The organism is Halosimplex salinum, assembly GCF_003730195.1.
GTDB lineage: Archaea > Halobacteriota > Halobacteria > Halobacteriales > Haloarculaceae > Halosimplex > Halosimplex salinum.
The window spans coordinates 825,430-846,284 of sequence record NZ_QWGG01000001.1; the positions used below are offsets into that span (position 1 = coordinate 825,430).

Here is a 20,855-nt window from a genome sequence, read left to right on the forward strand (position 1 = left end):
GGGGTCAGCCCCGCCACTCCAGCACTGTGGCCGCCCAGGTGTAGCCGGTGCCCGCCGCGAGATAGAGCACCACGTCACCGCGGTCGAGCCACCCGCGCGAGCGCGCTTCCTCAGTGGCGAGCGCCTGGTCGACGCTCTGGACGTGCCCGTAGTCGTCGAGGTAGTAGTGACCCCGGTCGTCGAGCCCGAGTTCGTCGCAGAGGTAGGCGTGGAACGAGCGCTTCATGTGGGTGATCGCCCCGAAGTCGAGCGCCGAGCGGTCGTAGCCCGACCGGTCCAGCGCCGTGTCGGCCACCTCGAGGAAGTTCGGGAGACTCACCTCGGCGAGGCGCTCCTTCATCTCAGCGTGGTCGCGCACCCGGAGCGCGTGCATCCCCGAGTCGACCGTCTCGCGGGACGCCGGATGGCGTGTGCCGCCGCCGGGGACGATCACGTCACGGGAGAAACTGCCGTCCGTGACGGCCGCGCTCTCGTGGACGGTCGCCAGCGCGCGCTCGTGCGTGTCCCGCTCCAGGACCATCGCCGAAGCGCCGCTCCCGAAGTTGAACGTGAAAGAGGTGTCGGGGTCCTCGTAGTCGACCAGGTCCTCCTCGCGACTGGCCGCGACGAGCAGTATCTTGTCGGGGGCGTCGGCCTCGATCTGGGCCTTCGACTCGCGGATCGCGACCGGCGCGCCGGCACAGAGGGCGTAGCTCTCGGTGGCGTAGGCGTCGGTCGCGCCGATCCGGTCGGCCACGTCGGCGGCGAGGCTCCAGACGACGTGGTCCTTGTACTCGCTGCCGTGATAGCAGACGACGTCGAGGTCGGCGGGGTCCCAGTCGGCGTCGGCGAGCGCGGCCGCCGCCGCTTCGACGCACATGTCGCTCGGCTGTTCGTCCCCGTTCCGGCAGACGTGTTTCCGGCGGATACCCATCTTCTCGACGACCACGTCTCTCGGAATCCCGCTCCGTTCGGCGATGTCTGCGCCGCCGATGGTCTCGTCGGGTAGCGTCGTCCCGACGCCGGTGAGGTGGACCGTCACCGGTCACCCCACACTCGGGCGGGCAGGGTCTCGGAGAGCTTGCCGCCGAGTCGACTCCGCACCGTCCCGAGGATGCCGCTCGGGACGTAGAGGACGACCAGGACGAAGACGATGCCGACGTAGAGGCTGGCGTGGCCGTTCAGCGCCGCCTGGATGAACCCCTGGACGCTGATCCCGCCGGGGAGTTGCGTCGTGAGCAGTCCCTCGCTCAGCGTCTCCTGCAGGTACGGCAGGAGCCCGCCGCCCTGGCCGCGGTTCGAGAGGAACTCGCGGACGCCGTGGTCGAACAGGTGGCCGTACAGCGGGCCGGCCAGGGTGCCGAACCCGCCGATGATGCTCGCGAGCAGGGCGTCACCGGTCACCAGGAAGTAGAACGTGTTCTCGGGCGTGACCGAGCGCCTGAACCCCGCGAAGAGCGCGCCGGCGACGCCGCCGAAGAAGGCGCTCATCACGAACGCTCCCAGCTTGTAGCGGAACGTGTCGTACCCGATCGCCTCCGCTCGCTCCTCGTTCTCCCTGATGGCGATCATCACCCGGCCGAAGGGGGAGTGGATCACCCGCTGCATCGCGAAATAGGAGAGCAGGACGACCAGCCCGACCATGTAGAAGGAGACGGTGTACGTCCCGAGTTCGTGGCCGAGTAGCGTCACCGTGTCGCCGGTGAAACTCCCGATAGCGAGGTTCAACTGGTCGACGAAGGGGATCCCGATCCCGAAGCCCTCGGCGTGCGTCGACCCCACGGCGGGGCCGTCGCGGGGATTGCTCGCCACGTAGTCCCAGCCGCGGACGAAGACGTACATGACCTGCGCGAACCCGAGCGTGATCATCGCGAAGTACACGCCCGTCAGCCGGAAGGAGACGAGGCCGATGACGACGGCCAGTAGCGCGGCGAGGACCGCTGCGATCAACAGCGACACCACGAACGGCGTTCCCGGCGGGAGCAGCGGGACCTTGCCGTTGGCGATCAGGATGACGACGTACGCGCCGGTGCCGTAGAAGGCGGCGTGGCCGAACGAGAGGTAGCCGGTGTAGCCGCTGATGAAGTCGAACGACATCGCGAACAGCGCGAAGTACAGCACGGCGACCATCGAGTCCATCCGCGGGAGGACGGCGACGGCGAGGTTCGCGACCGGCGAGTTCGTCAGCAGGTGGTACACGGCCGGATAGGCGACGAGCGCGAGGATCACCAGCATGTGGACCTGCTGGCTCCGCAGGTGGTCGAGGGGCCAGGAGACGCCACGCTCCTCGGCCCAGCGGGTGACGGAGCTAATGGCCCCCCACCTCCTCGACGCCGTAGAGCCCCTGCGGTTTCACGACGAGCATCCCGACGAGGATGAGGAACACGGCCATCTCGGGGAGCCACGTCCACGTGACGACGTTCTGGAACCACCAGGTCGTGGTCGCGTCGGCCATGCCGACGACAAGCGCGCCCGCGACGGTGCCGCGGAAGGTACCGAGGCCGCCGATGATGACGACGACGAACGCCGGCAGGAGCGTCTCCGCCGCGAGCGGCACGCTCGCGCCCCAGACGGGGTCCCACATCAGGAGCGCGCCGGCGACGCCGGCGATACCCGCACCGAGCGCGAACACCACCGTGAAGACGCGCCGCACGTCGATGCCGAGAGCCTCGGCCATCTCGGCGTCCTCGCTGCCGGCGCGGATGTACAGGCCGTACCGGGTCCGGGTGAGGAACGCCCAGATGGCGGCGACCGTCGCGACGCCGAGCAGTATCTCGAACACCGCCAGCCCGCGAATCGAGAGCGGTCCGAGCGACTGGTCGGTCGCGAGGAACGCCGGCTTCGTGCCGAGGGCGCCCTGCCACTCGGAGATAGGCTGGAGCCCGTAGAACTGGACGACGATCCGGACGACCTCCTCGAGGACGAGCGTCAGCCCGAACGTCAGGAGGATCTGGTAGATCGGCGGCCGGTCGTACAGTTCGCGGATCAGTCCGACCTCCATGATACCGCCGAGGAGCGAGAGCGCGGCGAACACGACCACGAGCGCGCCGAAGAAGTACGCGAGCCGCGTCCACTGCCCGGTCGCGCTCCCGACGAGGACGACCATGACGACGCCCGCCAGGTACGCGCCGATCATCGTCAGCGACCCGTGGGCGAAGTTGAGCACGCCCATGAGTCCGAATATCAGCGTGAGGCCGCTGGCTATCATCACGTAGATGGCCGACTTCGCCAGCCCCTCGACGAGCACGCTCACCAGATTGGTGGGGCGGAGGAACTGGCCCAGTCCGTCGACGAAGCCCGTCTGGAGGGCGAACGCGGCCAGTTCCGGCAGGAGCAGGGGTACCGTCATGCCGAGAGATACCTCCTGAGTCGTTCGTCGTCCGCCGTGACTTCCGCGGTGTCGCCGTCGTCGACGACCCGGCCCTTGTCGAGCACGTAGAACCGATCCGCCAGATCGAGCGCCAGCGGGAGGTTCTGCTCGACGACGAGCAGGGTCGTCTCGCGGGCGGCGTCGTTCAGCGCCTCGGCCACGTCCGCCACGATCTGCGGCGCGAGCCCCTCGCTCGGTTCGTCCACGAGGAGGAGGTCGTTCTCGCCGACGAGGCCCCGCGCGAGCGCGAGCATCTGCTGTTGCCCGCCCGAGAGCGTGCCGGCCTCCTGGTCGCGTCGCTCTTCGAGGATCGGGAACGTGTCGAAGGCGATCGCGAGCGCCTCGCCCGTGTCCGCGTCGTCGGGGATCGCCACCCGGACGTTCTCGCCGACGGTGAGTTGCGAGAAGATCCGGCGGTCCTCGGGGATCCACCCGACGCCGCGGTCGGCCACCTCGTGCGTCTCGAGGTCGACGAGCTGTTCGCCGCGGTACTCGATGCTGCCCTCCCGTGGCGGTGTCAACTGGAGAATCGAGCGGAGCGTCGTCGTCTTGCCGACGCCGTTTCGCCCGACGAGCGCCACCACCTCGCCCTCGTCGACGGAGAGTGTGACGCCCTCCAGCACGTGGCTCTCGCCGTAGTAGGTCTCGACGCCGTCGAGTTCGAGGAGGGTCACGCCGACGACCCCCCGTTCATGCGACGCCTCCCGTTCATGCGACGCCTCCCGTTCATGCGACGCCTCCCGTTCATGCGACGCCTCCCGAGTCGGTGTCGCGGCCCGCTCCCGACTCGTCGGCGTTCCGGTCCTCGAGGTCGCCGGGTTCGTAGCCGCCCAGATAGGCTTCCTGCACGGCCGGGTTCTCGCGGACGGCGCTCGGTTCGTCGTCGGCGATGACCGCGCCCTGGTTGAGCACGACGACTCGATCCGAGACCTCCATGACGATGTCCATGTTGTGCTCGACCAGCAGGACGGCGTGGTCCTCGGCCACGTCCTCGATGAGGTCGACGATGTCGCCGACGCTCTCGGAGGAGACGCCGGCGTTTGGTTCGTCGAGCAGGAGTACGTCCGGGTCGCCCGCGAGCGCGACGGCGACCTCTAGCTGGCGACTCGCCCCGTGACTGAGGTTCTGCGCGACGTCGTCGGCGCGGTCGGCGAGGCCGACCCGTTCGAGGACCGCGCGGGCCTCGGCGACGTACTCGTCGTAGGCGTCGACGTTGCGCCAGAACGTCGCGGCGTCGTCGCCGTGGGCCTGCGCGGCCACGCGGACGTTCTCCAGCACCGTGAGCGTCGGGAAGACGTTCGTGATCTGGTAGGAGCGGTGGACGCCCATCGCGGCCGTCTCGTCGGGCGAGGCGTCGGTCACGTCGACCCAGTCGCCGTCGCGTCGCAACTCGATCGACCCGGCGGTCGGTTCGAGGACCCCGGTCAGGAGGTCGAAGAACGTCGTCTTGCCGGCGCCGTTGGGGCCGATGAGCGAGCAGAGCTCCGTACCGAGTTCGAAGTCCACCTCGTCGACGGCGGTGAGGCCGCCGAACCGCTTCGTGAGTCCTGTCGTCCGCAGCATGCTCACAGCGAACAGTCCATGTCCGGGCTGTCGGCCGGGATGGTCGCGTCGTCACCCGAGATGCGCGCTTTCGGCTCGCCGGGCTGGATGTCCGCGGCCCAGCTTTCCGCCCACTCGTCCTGCGTCGGGATGGGGTCGGCGACGGTCATCTCCGACCGAGCCTGGTTGTTGTACTCCTGGAACGTGTAGGCGTCCTCGCCCTTCGGGGTGTCCGCGACCGTCATCCCCTTGAGCGCACCGGCGACGTCGGCGCCTTCGGTCGAGCCCGACGACTGCACGGCCTGGTGGATGGCCGATGCGGCGGTGAACGTCCCTGAGGTGAACAGATCCGGGACCACGCCGTAGGCGTTCGTGTACGTCTCGACGAACGAGTCGTTGATCTCGTTGTCGTACTGGTTCCAGTGGTAGCGCGTGGTGAACGGTCCGAGCTGGGAGCTCTGGATCTTCTCCTGGGTCAGCGGCTCGCCGAGGACGTTCTTCATCGTGTTGCCGACCACGGCGTTGGTGATCCGGGTGGCGAACCCACCGAACGCTCGGTAGGAGTAGTCGCCCGAGAGGAACGAACTGAACAGGTTCGGCAGGGTCGCGACGGTGAACCCGCCGACGATACCCTCGGCGCCGGCCTCCTCGGCGTTGTCCAGCAGGCCGTCCCACTCGGCGTAGCCGCGTTCGACGAACCGCTCGCCGACGATCTCGACGCCCTCGGCCTCCAGAACCGTCCGGTAGTTGTTGACCACCGCACGCCCGAAGCTGTAGTCCGCGCCGAACAGGTACACCGTCGACACGTCGGTCTCGTTGGCGACGTACCGCCCGCCGGAGCGGGCGTCCATCGCCGTGTTCTCGCTGGCCCGGTACACCATGTCGCTACAGCTCTCGCCGTCGGAGGTGATCGCCGCCGACGCCGCCGGCCCGGCCATGTACGGGACTTGCGAGGGGGTGACGACCTGCCCGATCACTCGCTGGGCCGCGCTCGAGGAGGAACAGCCGAAGAGCATGTCTACCTCGTCCTCCCGGACCAGCGTCGTCGCCGCCGACTGCGCGCCGTCCGCGGTGAATCCCGTGTCGCGGACCAGCAGACGATAGTCCACGTCGCCGACGGACACGGTGGTCTCGCCGGTCCCGGGGTCCTCGGGCGGGTCCTCGCCGGCCTTGTACGCCAGCCCGGAGAGGAAGCCCCAGACGCTCTGCTGGCCGTAGTACGAGAGGTCTCCCGACATCGGCTGGAGGACGCCGATGGTCATCTCTCCCGATACGTCGCTCGGCGTGCCCGTCGGTGTCCCGTTCATCGTGGAATCTCCGTCCGTGTCGCCGTCTCCGCCGTCGCCGCCGGTGTCACCGGTGTCACCGTCACCGTCCCCGCCGTCGCCGTCGGTCGGTGTCCCGTCACTCTCCGAACAGCCGGCCAGCGCCACCGCACCGGCCACGCCCATCGACTTCAGCGCCCGTCTCCGCGTGATATGCTCTCGCATGATGTCTATAATATGCGCAGTAGACTCCATATCCCCTCGGGTTCACATGTTAACGAACGAGTTCGGGAGTGCGAAACGGCGGTCCGGTCGGTAGGAGTGCGGTTCGGTCGGTAGGAGTGCGGTCCGGTCGATAGAAGTTCGGCGGAGGGAGAAGCGGTCGCGTGCGGGCAGTCACTCCAGGTCGTCGAGCGCGTCGACGACTCGCTGGATCATCTTGCGCTGGCCCCGGCGGAGGTTCTTGGAGACGGCGGGTTTGGACACGTCGAACTCGTCGGCGAGCGTGCCGAGCGTCGCGTCACGGGGGGACTCGAAGTAGCCAGAGGAGACGGCGGTCTCCAGCGTCTCGCGTTCGGTCTCCGAGAGGTCCTCGCAGCCCTGGATGAGCGTCATCGCGGCGCCGGCGTTCTGGACGAGGTCCTGCATGTCCGGGAGGGCGGTGTTCGTCCGCTCGACGACCTCGAACTCGTTGTCGCGGTCGAGTTCCGAGAGCGTGTCGTCGGCCTGTCGGGGGCGGTCGAAGCCGACGTGCCACACCTCGCTACCGTCCTCGATGTAGAAGGGACCGGTGATGTAGCCGTCGTTGCCCCGGATCGTCTGCATCGCCGCGGTCTCGTCGATGACCGTCTTGATGTGGGCCACGTCGTCGCGCCGGCTCAGGAGCGAGTAATCGTGCATGTTGTCGTGACCACGGAGCGCGTCGAGCCCGTTCGAGAGCTGGTCGCGGTCGCCGCCCTCGACCACCATCCGCGTCTCCAGTTCCCGCCGCGACCGGTCGAAGTCCCAGTGGATCGCCGAGAAGGCGACCCCGTGGTCCGCCGTCGTGTCGATGAACGGGCAGTCGTACTGCTCCATGTCCATCGCGATATCGATCATACGCGGGGCACCCTACTCTCGGACCACATCCCTCACGAACATAAATGATTCTACCCTCGTGGGTATTATGGGGTATAGGGGGCTCTTACCGGGCGGGGGTTGCCGGGTTCTAAGCCTCCTACTCCCCGAACTCGGCTTCGACGGCGTCGCGGTCTATCTTCGAGGGACCACTTGTCGGAAGTTCCTCCACGAACGCGAGCGACCGGGGATGTTTGAACCGGGCGAGGCGGCCGTCGAGGAACTCCCTGAGTTCGTCAAGCGCCAGCGGCGGGTCCACGGCGGGGTCGGCGCCGCTCTCCGCCGAGGGTTCGACGACGGCCTTCCCGACCTGCCCCCACTGCTCGTCGGAGACGGGGACGACGACCACGTCGGCGACCGCCGCATGGTCAGCAATCGCGTCCTCGACTTCGGCGGGGTAGACGTTCTCGCCGCCGCTGACGAACATATTCTTCTTGCGGCCCTCGATGGAGACGTAGCCGTCGGCGTCGACGCGAGCGAGATCACCGGTCGATACCCACTCGCCAAAGGTCTCGGCGGTCTCCTCGGGCGCGCCCCAGTAGCCGTCGGCGGCGTGGGGCGACCGAAGTTCGAGTTCGCCGATCTCACCGGGCGACAACTCCGCGCCGTCGTCGTCCACCACGCGCGCGTCGACGTGCATGTTCGCGACGCCCACCGTATGCGCCTTCTCGCGCGGCCAGTCGTCCGGCATCGCGAAGTTGTTGGGACCACACTCGGTGAGGCCGTACCCCTGCGAGAGGTCGACGTCGCGGTCCCACCACGCGTCCATGACGGACTCGCGACAGGGGCCGCCGCCGGACTTGACGAACCGGAGCGAGGAGAGGTCGGTCTCGTCCCAGCGGTCGTGTTCGACCATCATCCGCAGGACGGCGGGGACGGCGACGAGGACGCTCGCCGCCCGCTCCTCGACGCTCCGGAGGATCTGCCCGGGGTCGAACTCGCGGTCGATCACGACCTGTCCGCCCATGTGGACCAGCGGAATCGTCAGCACGTTCCACCCGCCGGTGTGGAACATCGGGAACACCATCGGCGTCACGTCGTCGTCGCGCAGGCCCCACGCCGTGATCGTGTTCACGGAGTTCCAGACGATGGCCTCGTGAGAGATGACGGTCTCCTTCGGCGTCCCGGTCGACCCGCCGGTGTGCAGGAACAGGTGCGGATCGCCCGGCGCGACGGCGGGCCCGTCGAAGGACGAATCGTCGTCGGGGAGGGCCGACTCGTAGTCGGTCCACGTCCCCGCGCCGTCGACGGGGAGCGAGAGGGTCGGGCAGTCGGCGTCCCACGTCTCGGTGTCCGCGGCCGCCCCGACGAGGTCGGCGAACGGTTCCTCGACGACGACCAGCGCGGGGTCCACGCTGTCGAGCAGTTCGGCCAGCTCCGGCGCGGCCAGCCGGTGAGAGAGCGGCGCGAGCACGCCGCCGGTCTTCGCCGTCGCGAAGAACAGGTCGACGTACTCCGGGCGGTTGCGAGAGACGACGGCGACGCGCCCGCCCGCCTCGTCGGTGGCACCGTCGCCCGCTCGGGTGACGCCGTGGTCGGCAAGCAACCGGGCACAGCGGTTCGCCCGGCGGTCGAGCGCGGCGTAGGTGTACTCCGTCCCGGTGGCGGCGTCCACGAGCCCGACGCGGTCGGGCGAGAGCGCCGCTCGCTTGCCGCTCCAGTCGCCGACCCACCCCTGCGGGCTACGCATCGGTCAGGAACTCCCGGAGCGCGTCGTTCACGCGGTCGGCCCGTTCGATGAAGAAGAGGTGGCCCCCGTCCTCGACCTCGGCGAACTCCGCACCCGGGATCCCGTCGCTGAGGAGTCGCCCGTTCTCGACGGGGAGGACGCGGTCGTCGGTCCCGTGGAGCACGAGCGTCGGCAGGTCGATCTCGTCGAGCCGGTCGCTCGCGTCGAAGGTGACGGCGGCCCCGCTCTGCCACTGGTAGGCCCGGTCGGAGGGGTCGGTGTCGAGGCGCCAGTCGACGATGCTGTCGACGACTTCGGGGTGCTCCGCCCAGAACGCCTCGGTGAACGCGGGGCGCATCTTGTAGCGGATGGTCTCAGCGGGTCCGTACTCCCCGGGGACGTTCAGCATGCGCTCCTGTGTCTCCTCGGGGATCGGGACCGCCTCGTCACCGCCGTGCATGGTACAGAGGAGCGCCAGCGACTCGGCCCGGTCGTAGTCGAGCGCGTAGCGCTGTGCGATCATCCCGCCGAGGCTCGCGCCGACGAGGTGGGTTCGCTCCACTCCGGCGTCGTCGAGGACGGCCTCCAGGTCGGCCGCCATGTCGGCGACGGTGTACGGCCCCTCCGGCTCGTCGGAGTCGCCGGTCCCCCGATTGTCCCAGACGAGCGTCCGGTACTCCGTCAGTGCCTCGCGTTGCCAGTTCCACATCCAGGTCCCGTAGCTCAGCCCCTCGACGAAGGTCACCGTCTCGGCCCCCGATGGCCCGTCGAGTTCGTAGGCGAGCCGCGCCCCGTCGTTCCTCGCGTACGGCATGTCGATCACGTCGTACTCGCTCCCCATCAACCCGGACGTTCACGTGTGAACCCCGCGTCGTCGTTCCGAACACGCTCTCCCGGAATTAGCGCAGCCAGATCGCCATTCGACGGTAAATTCACGGCACACATACCGCATACACGGACATTCGGATAGCATGAATGTGGATCCTGTCACCTCTGGCCCGTCCGAACGGCTCGTCACGGCGCGCCGCCGTCGCTCGATCCCGCATACACGTCCCTGATAGATTTCGAATTCCGCTACAATTATACGAGTCCCCCGTTGACGGACTGTTATGGAATTACATGCCAGAGAGGTCAACCAGGACGTCCGGGAGCTGGGCGAGCTCCTCGGGGAGATCATCGTCGAGCAGAGCTCCGAATCTGCGTTCGACATCGTCGAACAGATTCGGACCGCGGCGGTCGCCTACCGGCGCGGTGACGCGGCTGACCGAACGGAGATACACGAGACGCTCGACGGGCTCTCGGCGGAGGAGCAGGACGTCGTCGCGCGGGCGTTCACGACGTACTTCGAGCTGATCAACCTCGCGGAGGAGCGCCAGCGGGTCCGCGAGATCCGCGAGGGGAGCCACGAGGGGACGCTGGAGGACAGCGTCCGCGACGCGGTCGAGGAACTCGCCGAGCGGGACCTGAGCGCGGAGACCGTCGAGTCGGTCCTCGAAGACGTGCTCATCCAGCCGACGTTCACGGCCCACCCGACGGAGGCGCGGCGCAAGACCGTCAAGGCGAAGCTCCGGTCGGTGTCCAACCACCTGGAGACGCTCGACGAACGGCGACTGACGAACGACGAGGAGCGCCACGTTGAGCGCGACCTCGAGGCCGAGGTGACGAGCCTCTGGCAGACGCCGCAGGTCCGCGAGCGGCGTCCCGAGGTGACCGACGAGGCGCTGAACGTCCAGTGGTACCTCGAGAACGTCCTCTTCGAGGTCATCAGCGAGGTGTACGACGCCCTCGAACGCGCCGTCGAGGCGGAGTTCGACGGCGAGGTGGACGTGCCGAAGCTCTACGAGTTCCGCTCGTGGGCCGGCAGCGACCGCGACGGCAACCCGTTCGTCACCCCGGAGGTCACCGAGGAGACGCTCGACCGACAGCAGTCGGTCGCGCTCCCGCTCTACCGGGACCGACTGAAAGCCCTGTCCGGCGTTCTCAGTCAGGACGCCGACCAGATCGACACGGGCGAGCGCTTCGACGAACGCCTCGAAGCCCACCGCGACCGCCTGCCCGCCGTCGCCGACGAGGCCGCGGAGCGCTATCCCGACGAGCCCTACCGCCAGAAGCTCAAGCTCATGCGCGAGAGCGTCCTCCGGGTCAACGACGTCCGCTCGGGCGGCTACGAGCACGTCGACGAGTTCCTCGCTGACATCGAATCGATCGCGGAGAGCCTGCGGGCCAACGGCGCCGACGTCGTCGCCGAGTCGCACGTCGACCCGCTGTACCGCACCGTCGACACGTTCGGGTTCAACCTCGCCAGCCTCGACCTGCGCGACCACCGCGCGAAACACACGAACGCCATCGCCGAGGCGGTCGACCCCGAGGGCATCGACTACGAGTCCATGTCCGAGGACGAGCGCGTGGAGTTCCTCACCGAAGCGATCCTGCAGGACAGCACGGTGATCGACCTCGAAGACCGCGAGGGGCTCTCCGACGAGGCCCAGCGCGTCCTCCGCCTGTTCGCGGAGACCGCCGAGTGGCAGCGCGACTACGGCGTCGACGCCATCGACACGTACGCCATCAGCTGGTGCGAGGAGCCCTCGCACGTCCTCGAAGTGCTGTTCCTCGCCGACCAGGCGGGCATCGTCGACCTCCCCGGCTACTGCGGACTGGACGTCGTCCCGCTCCTCGAGTCCAAGTACGCCCTCGACGGCGCGCGCCGGATCATGGGAACGCTGTTCGAAAACGAGGCCTACCAGCAGGCGCTGGACGCGCGCAACGGCGTCCAGGAGATCATGCTCGGCTACTCCGACTCCAACAAGGAGAACGGCTTCCTCGCGGCGAACTGGAGCCTCTTCCGCAACCAGCGCCGCCTCGCGGCGATCACCGACGACTACGACGTGGAGATGCGCCTGTTCCACGGGCGCGGCGGCTCTATCTCCCGCGGCGGCGGCCCGATGAACGACGCGATGCTCGCCCTGCCCAACGAGACCGTCTCCGGGCAGATCAAGTTCACCGAGCAGGGCGAGACCATCTCCGAGAAGTACGCCAACCGCAAGATCGCGGAGCGCAACCTCGAACAGATGCTCAACGCCCAGATCCGGGCGCGCCACAACGCCATCGAGGACCCGGTCGAGGACGTCCCCGACGAGTGGGCGGAAGCGATGGAGACGGCCGCCGAGGCCGCTCGCGAGGAGTACGTCGACCTGCTGGAGACCGACGGGTTCGTCGAGTTCTTCGAGACGGCGACGCCGATCACCGTCATCGAGAACCTCAACCTCGGCTCGCGCCCGGCCTCCCGCTCCGAGGACCGGAGCGTCGACGACCTGCGGGCGATCCCGTGGGTGTTCTCGTGGACGCAGGCCCGCTGTATCCTCCCGGGCTGGTACTCGCTGGCGACCGGGCTCGAGGCGTACCTGGACTCGGGCGGCGACGTGGAGACCCTGCAGGAGATGTACGACGAGTGGCTGTTCTTCCAGACGACGCTCGACAACGCGTCGCTCGCGCTCGCTCGCTCGGAGATGGAGATCGCGGAGCAGTACGCCGACCTCGCGCCGGACGACCTCCGCGAGGACCTGTTCCCGCGCATCCGCTCCGAGTACGAGGAGAGCGTCGAGATGATCCAGGAGATCACCGGTCGCGACAGCCTCCTGCGGCGCGAGTGGCTCGAGGAGAACCTCGCACGGCGCAACCCCTACGTCGACCCGCTCAACCTCCTGCAGGTACGCCTGCTCTCGCAGTCCCACCTCACCGAGGCCGAGACCCGCACGCTCCGGCTCACCGTGCAGGGCATCGCCGCCGGGATGAAGAACACCGGATAGGATCCCCTTACTCCGGGCTCGGGCCTCCGAGCGCTCGTGAACCGACGAAAGGCGCTTGCGGCGAGGACGCCAACTCCTCACATGGCACTCGACTCCGTTCTTGTGGCCGTCGGGCCGGGCGACGCCGACCGCGCGGACCCCGTCGTGACCGCCGTGAGCGACGTGGCCGGACCTGCCGACGCGACCGTCGTGCTCGGGCACGTGTTCTCTCCGACCCGGTTCGAGGAGATGGGCGACCGCCTCGGGTTCGGTGACGACGCCGTCCCCGACGCCGTCGCAGCGCGTCAGGCGACCGTCATGGAGTTCCGGGACCGCTTCACAGAGGCGGGCCTCGACGTGCGAATCCGCGGCCAGGTCGGCGACGTCGGGAAAGGGATCGTCGCCCTCGTGGAGGAGACCGACGCCGACCTCGTGTTCGTCGGCGGCCGCAGGCGCCGCCCCTCCGGTAAGGCCGTCTTCGGGTCCGTGGCACAGACCGTCCTGCTCGAAGCGCCCTGTCCGGTGACGTTCGTCAGGAGCGGGTGAATCGGCGACGGGCGGCGACCGTGATGGTCCGGGGCGGTCGCGCTGCCGGGCTCTATGCCCGGTCGACCAGCGCGGCTTCCAGCACCTCGAGCGGGTGGCGGACCTCGTAGCCCGACCCGTGTTCCATCTGCATCGCGCAGGTCGGACACTCCGTCATGCCGGTCTCGCCCTCCGCGTGCTCCATGTGCTCGAACATCTCCTCGCCGATAGCCATCGACTTCTCGTACTTCTCCTCCTTCCAGCCGTAGGTGCCCGAGATGCCCGAACAGGAGTCGCCCACGTCCTCCACGTCGACGCCGTCCAGTTCCCTGAATAGCTCGACCGCCTGCCTGTCCAGTCCCTGATTGCGGGCGTGACACGGCGCGTGGTAGGCGAACTCCTCGGCGAGTTCGCCGGCCACGTCGGCCTCGGCGACGGCGCCCGAGAGGTCCTCGTGGATCCGGAGGTACTCGACGGCCTCGTAGGTGTGAGCCGCCACGTCTGCCGTCCCCTCGAAGTCGAACAGTTCGGGGTACTCCTGGCGGAGCGACATCGAGCAGGACGTACACGAGCAGATCGCGTCGAAGCCCTGATCGACCAGATCCGAGAGCGAGGAGACGTTGACTTCCGCGTCGCGGCGGGCGTCGTCCAGCATGCCGTTCGCGAACATCGGCGTGCCCGAACAGCCCTGCTCCGGGACGACGATCTCGTAGCCGAACCGCTCGAACAGTCGGACCATGGCCTTCCCCACCTCCGGGGTGTTGTAGTTGGCGTAGCAGCCGTGGAAGTACGCGACCTTCTTGTCGGCGGCGGGGTCCTCGCCGCGCCGTTTCCGGTGCTCGCGGGCGCGGGCTCTCGACCCCGCCGCGGCCCCCTCGCTGGCCCACCAGTCGCGGAACGTCTCCGTCGCGAACGCCGGGAACTCCCGCTCGCTGGTGACGCCGAGGGTCTTCTCCATGACCCACCGGGCCGGACCGAAGTTCATCGCGACGTTCGCGAGGCGCGGGACTTTGCTCGCGACGAACGCGGAGATGCGGTAGTTGGCGAGGATCCGGTTGCGCCAGTACTCCGTCGAGAGCTTGCTCATCTGCTCGTCGACGTAGCGCCCGCGGGTGGTGTTGTGCATCTGTGAGAGGGGGACGCCCGACGGGCAGGCGTCGTCACAGCGCATGCAGTTCGAGCAGTCCATCACCGAGTCGTCGACCTCGAAGTCCTCGTCGGTCTGGGTGAGCCGCCACTGCTCGGGCCCCTGGAACTTCGGGCCGGGGAAGTCGTCGTCGACCTCCGCGACGGGGCAACTGGTGTCGCAGGAGGTGCACTTGTAACAGGAGTCGGCGCCGGGCCGGAGGTCGAACTCCCTGGCGTCGCCGAAGACGTCGACGGTCTCGTGTTCCTCGTTCGGGTTCGGTTCCACCGGGTCGAAGTCCGTCGTGGGTTCTGTGTCGCTCATCGTGTCTTCCGTGTCGCTCATCGGACCGCCTCCGCGTCACTCGCCGCGTCGTCCGTGCCGCTCATCGTGCCGCCTCCGCGGCGCTCACGCCGGCCGCGCGCCCGGTCGCGATAGAGACGCCGCTCCCCGACTTCTCCGCCGCGAAGTCCGCGCCGCCGAGTACGGACCCCGCGGCCCGCAGGTTCTCGAACTCGACATCGCCCCCGGCGTCGAGGGGTCGCAACGTCTCGTCGGTCGGCACGCCGAACCGGGCGAAGGAGTGGTCGCCGAACGCCTCGTGGTCGAACCACTCGTAGCGGTCGTCGGCGTGCGGGACGTGACAGTCGAAGATCGGCTCTCTGACGCCCTCGCGGTCGGAGTCGATGCCTTTGCCGACGAGGCCGCCCGTCGCGAGGACGAACTGGTCGGCCGCGAAGGGGATCTTCGCGCCGTTTCGGTCGACGACGACACGCGTCACGCGTTCCTCGTCCTCGTAGTCGACGACGGGGTTGCCCGTCTCCATGCTCACGCCCGCCTCGTCGAGCGCGGCGTAGAGGTCGTCTTCGAGGCGAAGCCCCGGGAGCGAGGGCGGTCCCATCGGTACCTCGAACACGGGGACGCCGAGAGCGGATTCGAGGGACGCCCGCACGGCTGCGGGGTCGTCGTCGCCCAGGACCGCCGGGAAGCCGACCCGTTCGGCGCCGTCGAGGTGCGGTTCGACGGTCGCGGCCAGCGCGGCGCGGGCGGTGCGAGTGCTCCCGCCGACGGGCACCTCGGCGTCGGCGTCGAGCAGTTTCGCGTAGCGAGTCACCTTCGCGTCGGCGTTCAGGTCGCCGGGGAAGGTGATCGAGACCCCGCGCACGTCGAAGGGGACGCCGGCGTTGCGCAGGTGGTCGGCGGCGTGTGGCGCGTCGAAGTCGACGAGCGCGTCGAACCCCACGAGGAGGGCGTCGCGTTCGTCGCTGGCCACGCCCGCGGCAGCGCCGGAGGGGTACCGGGCGGTCGGTTTGACCGTCCCGCCGTGGGTCGGGAGCATGGCGTTCCGGTCGGTGTGGTCGCCGCGGTATCGGCCCGCAACCTCGTCGAACAGCGCCATCCCCGCGCGGACGCCGTCCACGCCGACCGTCGCGTAGGGGTGGTCTTCGGGGAGGTCCGGGATAGCGTCGTACGGGTCGACGACCGGCCCGTCGCCGCCGGGCGCGTACCCGAGCACGTCGACCAGGCCCGACGCCTGCGCGAGCGTGCTCTGTTTGTAAGAGACCAGACGTACGTCCGCGCCCTCGCGTGCGGCGGCGAGCGCCGAGAACGCGCCGGCGAGCCCGCCGCCGACGACGACCACCTCGGACTCAATCGCCATCGCGCCCTCCGTCGGTCGCGACGCCGGCGTCCGTCGCGGGACCGGTCCCGGTGTCGGCGCCCGACCCGTCGTCGAAGGCGGCGAAGTCCACGGCCTCGGCGCTGTCGGCGGGGTCGCGGTCGCGGTTCTGGGTGGTCGCGTGCAGCGCGTAGTTGAGCATCGCCTGCGAGAGCTGCTGGCCCCAGAGGGCGTGGCGCTGGCCCTTCCAGCGCTCCTGGAGGAGTTCGTCCCACGCCGCACGCACCGTCGGCTCGTCGTAGCTGTCCTGCAGTTCGCCCGCGAGCCGGTGGGCGCAGAAGCCGCCCTGACAGTTGCCCATCGAGGCGCGCGTGCGGATGCGCACCGCGTTCAGGTCCGATCCGGAACTCTCGATGGCGTCCTGTACCTCCGCGCGGGTGACGGCCTCACAGCCGCAGATCGTCGGATTGGGGCCGTCGACGTCGAGCACTTCCTCGGCACGAGAACCGAGGCGCTCGACGCTCCGGCGGCCGATCGGCGACTGGAGACCGAACTCGTCCATGTAGTCCCGGAGGACGGTGAAGTCCTCGCTGCCGGGGAGGGGGACGTCGGCGGTCCGGCAGTCGGCGTCGACGCCGAAGCGGTCGCAGACGTGGTCGGCGATATCCTCGGCCATCATCCGGTAGGTGGTGAACTTCCCGCCGACGATGCTGGTCATGCCCGGCAGGCCGTCGCGCTCGTCGTGGTCGAGCAGGAAGAAGTCGCGCGTGATGTCCGTCGGGTCCTCGCTGCCCACGTCCGGCGGCTCGTACAGCGGGCGGACGCCCCAGAACGAGCGGATCGTCCGTGCCTCCTCGAGCATCGGGATCAGCTCCGAGAGCGTCTCGATCATCATGTCGACCTCCCACTGCTCCTCGGGGTAGTCCTCGGGGTCAGAGACCTCCTCGTCCGTGGTCCCGAGGATCGCGGTGGTCTCGTGGGGGACGACGATGTCCGCGTCGCCTTTCGGCCGACAGCGGTTGATCACGGTGTCGACCTGCCGGACGTTCATGATCGTCATCACGCCCTTGGAGGGGCGGACCTCGATGTCGAGACCCGCCATGTCGCCGATCCGGCCCGCCCAGGCGCCGGTCGCGTTGACGACGTGGTCTGCACGGATCGTCTCCCGACCGCCCTCGGTGCCGTGGACGCGGACCCCGGGGCCGGAGCTGTGGTCGACTTCGAGGCCGACGACCTCGCCGTCCTCGACGAGGAGGTCGGTGACCTTCGAGTGCGTCTCGACGCGTGCGCCGTGTTCGACGGCGCTGGCGGCGTTCGCGACGACCAGTCGGAACGGGTCGACGGCGCCGTCCGGGACGGAGATCGCCTTCTCGACGTCGGTCGCGAGGTGGGGTTCCATGGCGCGGGCTTCGGCGCCGGAGACGACCTCGGCGGGGATCCCGCAGGCCTCACAGCCCGCGAGCTTCTCCTGGAAGTACTCCTCGGAGTCCTCGGGGCGCTTGACGAACAGCCCGCCCGTGAGCTCGACGCAGTGACTCGCGATGTCCCGGAGGACGCGGTTCTCCTCGATACACTCGGTCGCGCTGGCCTGGTCGGAGACCGCGTAGCGACCGCCGCTGTGGAGCAACCCGTGCATGCGTCCGGTGGTCCCGTGCGTGAGGTTCCCCTGCTCGACGAGCGTCACGTCGAACCCACGCATCGCGAGGTCGCGCGCGACGCCCGTTCCCGTCGAACCGCCCCCGACGACCGCGATATGGGGTGTCGATGCCATCTATCCGCCCACTTCGGAGTCCACCCACTTTACTTCACCGGCGCCCCGATATCGTCGATAAATACTACGATTGTACACGACCGATCACCGATCGCGACCGCGACCGCTTCGCCCCTGTGTCACGGACTGCGTCTACAGAGTTGGATCGGCAGACTGACTAAAACACACTTAGAGACGATTAACGGCCGCTTACTCGGATAACCGGTTCAGCGAAAACGGCGGAGTCGAGTTCCCTCGTCACGCTGTGAGCGAGCGTGCGCGGTTTAGTTTACTGAACCTTCCATAACCGTCAGTAACTTTTATAATGATTCACTATATTGTTTACTACCGAGGCGGGAGTCAGGATAAACTGTCCGCCGGATGGAGACAATCCACTATGTCAGACACGTACATCGGTGCGATCGACCAGGGAACGACAGGCACGCGGTTCATGGTGTTCGACCACGAGGGGCAGGTCGTCGCCAACGCCTACGAACAGCACGAGCAGATCTACCCCGAGCCCGGCTGGGTCGAGCACGACCCCGTCGAGATCTGGGAGAACACGCAGGAAGTCGTGACGCGGGGGCTCGACGACGCCGACCTCGACCCCTCGCAGCTGGAGGCCCTCGGGATCACGAACCAGCGCGAGACGACGCTCGTCTGGGACGAGGAGTCCGGGAAGCCGATCCACAACGCGCTCGTCTGGCAGGACCGGCGGACGACCGACCGCGTCGAGGAACTCGAGTCCGAGGACAAGGTCGAGTGGATCCGCGAGAAGACGGGGCTCGAGGCCGACGCGTACTTCTCGGCCACCAAGACCGAGTGGATCCTCGACAACGCCGAGCCCCTGAAGCTCTCGAGTTCGCGCACCGAGAACCTGCGAGACCGCGCCGAGGCCGGGGAGCTCCTGATGGGGACGATCGACTCCTGGTTGATCTACAACCTCACCGGGAACCACATCACGGACGTGACCAACGCCTCCCGGACCATGCTCTACGACATCGAGGGGATGTCCTGGGACCCCGAACTCCTCGACGAGTTCGGAGTTCCCGAGTCGATGCTGCCGGAGGTCCGCCCCTCCTCGGACGAGGCGACCTACGGCACCACGGACCCCGACGGCTTCCTCGGCGCAGAGGTTCCCGTCGCCGGCGCGCTCGGTGACCAGCAGGCCGCGCTGTTCGGCCAGACCTGTTTCGACGAGGGCGACGCCAAGAACACATACGGGACGGGGTCGTTCTACCTCATGAACACGGGCGAGGAGGCGGTCTCCTCCGAACACGGGCTGCTCACCACGATCGGCTTCCAGATGTCCGGTGAACCCGTCCAGTACGCCCTCGAAGGGTCGATATTCATCACCGGCGCGGCCATCGAGTGGCTCGAAGACGTCGACCTGATCAACAACGCGGCCCAGACCGCCGAACTGGCCCGCTCTGTGGACTCTACCGACGGCGTGTACATGGTACCCGCCTTCACCGGCCTCGGGGCTCCCCACTGGGACGGCCGCGCCCGCGGGACCATCGTCGGGATGACCCGCGGTACCCGGAAGGAGCACATCGTCCGGGCGACCCTGGAGTCCATCGCCTACCAGACCCGCGACGTGGCCGAGGCTATGGAGGCCGACTCGGGCATCGAGACGACGAGCCTGCGCGTCGACGGGGGTGCGGTCAAGAACAACTTCCTCTGTCAACTGCAGTCCGACATCATCCAGACGGAGATCGTCCGTCCGCAGGTCGACGAGACCACGGCGCTGGGGTCGGCCTACGCGGCCGGCCTCGCGGTGGGCTACTGGGACACGGTCGACGAACTCCGCGACAACTGGCAGGTCGACCGCGAGTTCGAACCGGAGATGGACGCGAGCGAGGCCGACCGGATGTACAGCCGCTGGGACGACGCCGTCGAGCGCTCGCTCGACTGGGCGCAGGAGGAGTGACCCATGTACGAGACGCTCCTCCAGGTGCCGGTCATCGGCATGGAGTGGGAACAGTTTCTCCTGTTGCTCATCACGGCTCTCGCGGGCGGTGCCTTCGGCGCCGCCATCGGCGCGCTCCCCGCGTTCATCTTCACCGGCTTCGTCGTCTTCCTCGGCGAGGGGCTGGCCATCCTCCAGCGTGAGGTCGGCGCGGCCGTCCCCGACGTGGGCTCCGGCGAACTCGCCACCGGCGTCACCGGCGTCATCGGGTTCGGGGCGATCACCGGCCCGCACATCGCCTTCGCGGGCGGCGTGGCCGCCACAGCCTACGCCGGCAAGAAGTACCCCGAGATGGAGCCCGACGGCTGGGACTACCACTTCGGGAAGAACATCCTGTACGCGTTCGGCACGAAGCCGGACATCCTCGCGGTCGGTGCGGTCTTCGGCGTCCTCGGGATGCTCATCAACCAGTTCGGTGCCGCCGTCCTCACGGTCGGCGGGACCGGGCTCACCGACAGCATCGCGCTGTCGGTCGTCGCGACCGCGTTCATCGCGCGGATCGTCTTCGGCTACCCGATCGTGGGCAAGTCGGCGGGCGACGGCCTGCTCGACATGACGCCGTTCGAGCGCGAGGAACCGCGCATGGCGACCGACGGCGGCGAAGTCCCCCAGGAACACGCCGGCCGACTCGCGACCGAACCGTGGCTCCCCCACCAGTACAAGTGGGCGGGCGTCACGACGATCGGCCTCGTCGGCGGTATCCTCGGCGGATACATCTGGATCCAGACCGGGAGCATCTTCATGGGCTACGCCATCTCCGCGATGAGCCTGCTGTTCCTCGAACTCGGCGTGGAGAAGATCCCGGTGACCCACCACATCACGCTCATCGGCGCGGTCGGTGCGGTGGTCATGATGCCCGTCGCCGGCGCCGTGCCCGCGCTGCTGGCGGCCGGCGTCTTCGGCGCAGTCAGCGGCCTCTTCGGAGAGATCACCCAGCGCATGTTCTACGCGCACTCCGGGACGCACGTCGACCCGCCCGCGATGGCGATCGCGCTCGCCATGGCGATCGTGGCGGTCCTCGCGATCCTCGGGATCCTGCCCAACGCCGGGTACGTCTGAACCCGTCGTCGGGTGACGGTCCCGACACCGCTTCGGCCCGACCGAACCATCGCGGTTCTTTTGTACTGCAGGACGGAACTGA

16 protein-coding genes are annotated in these 20,855 nt (G+C 68.5%); 4 read left to right on the top strand and 12 right to left on the bottom strand.

Going from position 1 to position 20,855, the window contains the following annotated elements:
* Nucleotides 1–4: 4 nt before the first annotated feature.
* The 9 genes from D1409_RS04160 to D1409_RS04200 form a co-directional block, all read right to left on the bottom strand.
* Complete coding sequence (locus D1409_RS04160) at nt 5–1,021, bottom strand: 3-oxoacyl-ACP synthase (protein ID WP_123534305.1); 1,017 nt, start codon at nt 1,019–1,021, stop codon at nt 5–7.
* The gene (locus D1409_RS04165) at nt 1,018–2,214 is read right to left on the bottom strand and encodes a branched-chain amino acid ABC transporter permease (RefSeq protein ID WP_123534307.1); all 1,197 of its coding nucleotides are present in this window, start codon (nt 2,212–2,214) and stop codon (nt 1,018–1,020) included. The genes D1409_RS04160 and D1409_RS04165 overlap by 4 nt, the downstream gene beginning before the upstream one ends.
* 73 nt (nt 2,215–2,287) lie before the next feature.
* Nucleotides 2,288–3,328 (bottom strand): branched-chain amino acid ABC transporter permease, encoded by a 1,041-nt coding sequence (locus D1409_RS04170; RefSeq protein ID WP_123534309.1) that lies wholly within the window; start codon nt 3,326–3,328, stop codon nt 2,288–2,290.
* Nucleotides 3,325–4,023 (bottom strand): ABC transporter ATP-binding protein, encoded by a 699-nt coding sequence (locus tag D1409_RS04175; RefSeq protein WP_123534311.1) that lies wholly within the window; start codon nt 4,021–4,023, stop codon nt 3,325–3,327. Before D1409_RS04175 ends, D1409_RS04170 begins: the two co-directional genes overlap by 4 nt.
* A 70-nt stretch (nt 4,024–4,093) precedes the next feature.
* A complete protein-coding gene (locus D1409_RS04180; RefSeq protein ID WP_123534313.1) occupies nt 4,094–4,912 on the bottom strand; it encodes an ABC transporter ATP-binding protein in 819 nt (272 codons plus the stop codon).
* A 2-nt stretch (nt 4,913–4,914) separates the two neighbouring features.
* Nucleotides 4,915–6,381 (bottom strand): ABC transporter substrate-binding protein, encoded by a 1,467-nt coding sequence (locus D1409_RS04185; RefSeq protein WP_123534315.1) that lies wholly within the window; start codon nt 6,379–6,381, stop codon nt 4,915–4,917.
* Between the two features lie 171 nt (nt 6,382–6,552).
* Nucleotides 6,553–7,254 carry a helix-turn-helix domain-containing protein gene (locus D1409_RS04190; RefSeq protein ID WP_123534317.1) on the bottom strand — a complete coding sequence of 234 codons (702 nt, stop codon included), beginning with the start codon at nt 7,252–7,254 and terminating at the stop codon, nt 6,553–6,555.
* Between the two features lie 118 nt (nt 7,255–7,372).
* Entirely contained in the window at nt 7,373–8,962 is a 1,590-nt protein-coding gene (locus D1409_RS04195) for an AMP-binding protein (protein WP_123534319.1), read from the bottom strand.
* The gene (locus D1409_RS04200) at nt 8,955–9,755 is read right to left on the bottom strand and encodes an alpha/beta fold hydrolase (RefSeq protein ID WP_123534832.1); all 801 of its coding nucleotides are present in this window, start codon (nt 9,753–9,755) and stop codon (nt 8,955–8,957) included. Before D1409_RS04200 ends, D1409_RS04195 begins: the two co-directional genes overlap by 8 nt.
* A 295-nt stretch (nt 9,756–10,050) precedes the next feature.
* Here D1409_RS04200 and ppc point away from each other — a divergent pair, with 295 nt between their 5' ends.
* Nucleotides 10,051–12,747 carry a phosphoenolpyruvate carboxylase gene (gene ppc / locus D1409_RS04205; RefSeq protein ID WP_123534321.1) on the top strand — a complete coding sequence of 899 codons (2,697 nt, stop codon included), beginning with the start codon at nt 10,051–10,053 and terminating at the stop codon, nt 12,745–12,747.
* A gap of 81 nt (nt 12,748–12,828) precedes the next feature.
* On the top strand, nt 12,829–13,272 hold the full coding sequence (locus D1409_RS04210; RefSeq protein WP_123534322.1) for a universal stress protein: 444 nt from the start codon (nt 12,829–12,831) through the stop codon (nt 13,270–13,272).
* A 52-nt stretch (nt 13,273–13,324) separates the two neighbouring features.
* On the opposite strand, the gene D1409_RS04215 is transcribed toward D1409_RS04210, so the two are convergent.
* The 3 genes from D1409_RS04215 to glpA all read right to left on the bottom strand — a co-directional run bounded on the left by D1409_RS04215 (nt 13,325) and on the right by glpA (nt 17,766).
* A complete protein-coding gene (locus D1409_RS04215) occupies nt 13,325–14,701 on the bottom strand; it encodes an anaerobic glycerol-3-phosphate dehydrogenase subunit C (RefSeq protein ID WP_394339015.1) in 1,377 nt (458 codons plus the stop codon).
* A 61-nt stretch (nt 14,702–14,762) separates the two neighbouring features.
* Nucleotides 14,763–16,037 carry a glycerol-3-phosphate dehydrogenase subunit GlpB gene (gene glpB / locus D1409_RS04220; RefSeq protein WP_123534326.1) on the bottom strand — a complete coding sequence of 425 codons (1,275 nt, stop codon included), beginning with the start codon at nt 16,035–16,037 and terminating at the stop codon, nt 14,763–14,765.
* The gene (gene glpA, locus D1409_RS04225) at nt 16,027–17,766 is read right to left on the bottom strand and encodes an anaerobic glycerol-3-phosphate dehydrogenase subunit GlpA (RefSeq protein ID WP_123534328.1); all 1,740 of its coding nucleotides are present in this window, start codon (nt 17,764–17,766) and stop codon (nt 16,027–16,029) included. Before glpA ends, glpB begins: the two co-directional genes overlap by 11 nt.
* A gap of 376 nt (nt 17,767–18,142) precedes the next feature.
* Between glpA and glpK the strand changes: the two genes are divergently transcribed.
* Together glpK and D1409_RS04235 are read left to right on the top strand one after the other, a co-directional pair.
* Entirely contained in the window at nt 18,143–19,675 is a 1,533-nt protein-coding gene (gene glpK / locus D1409_RS04230) for a glycerol kinase GlpK (RefSeq protein WP_123534330.1), read from the top strand.
* Nucleotides 19,676–19,678: 3 nt separating this feature from the next.
* A complete protein-coding gene (locus D1409_RS04235; protein ID WP_123534332.1) occupies nt 19,679–20,773 on the top strand; it encodes a hypothetical protein in 1,095 nt (364 codons plus the stop codon).
* The last annotated feature ends 82 nt before the right edge of the window (nt 20,774–20,855 follow it).

Coding starts and splice junctions, on each gene's coding strand:
- D1409_RS04165 (WP_123534307.1), bottom strand. CDS start 2,214: ATGCTGGTGATCCTCGCGCTCGTCGCCTATCCGGCCGTGTACCACCTG.
- D1409_RS04170 (WP_123534309.1), bottom strand. CDS start 3,328: ATGACGGTACCCCTGCTCCTGCCGGAACTGGCCGCGTTCGCCCTCCAG.
- D1409_RS04180 (WP_123534313.1), bottom strand. CDS start 4,912: ATGCTGCGGACGACAGGACTCACGAAGCGGTTCGGCGGCCTCACCGCC.
- D1409_RS04185 (WP_123534315.1), bottom strand. CDS start 6,381: ATGCGAGAGCATATCACGCGGAGACGGGCGCTGAAGTCGATGGGCGTG.
- D1409_RS04190 (WP_123534317.1), bottom strand. CDS start 7,254: ATGATCGATATCGCGATGGACATGGAGCAGTACGACTGCCCGTTCATC.
- D1409_RS04195 (WP_123534319.1), bottom strand. CDS start 8,962: ATGCGTAGCCCGCAGGGGTGGGTCGGCGACTGGAGCGGCAAGCGAGCG.
- D1409_RS04200 (WP_123534832.1), bottom strand. CDS start 9,755: ATGCCGTACGCGAGGAACGACGGGGCGCGGCTCGCCTACGAACTCGAC.
- ppc (WP_123534321.1), top strand. CDS start 10,051: ATGGAATTACATGCCAGAGAGGTCAACCAGGACGTCCGGGAGCTGGGC.
- D1409_RS04210 (WP_123534322.1), top strand. CDS start 12,829: ATGGCACTCGACTCCGTTCTTGTGGCCGTCGGGCCGGGCGACGCCGAC.
- D1409_RS04215 (WP_394339015.1), bottom strand. CDS start 14,701: ATGAGCGACACAGAACCCACGACGGACTTCGACCCGGTGGAACCGAAC.
- glpB (WP_123534326.1), bottom strand. CDS start 16,037: ATGGCGATTGAGTCCGAGGTGGTCGTCGTCGGCGGCGGGCTCGCCGGC.
- glpA (WP_123534328.1), bottom strand. CDS start 17,766: ATGGCATCGACACCCCATATCGCGGTCGTCGGGGGCGGTTCGACGGGA.
- glpK (WP_123534330.1), top strand. CDS start 18,143: ATGTCAGACACGTACATCGGTGCGATCGACCAGGGAACGACAGGCACG.
- D1409_RS04235 (WP_123534332.1), top strand. CDS start 19,679: ATGTACGAGACGCTCCTCCAGGTGCCGGTCATCGGCATGGAGTGGGAA.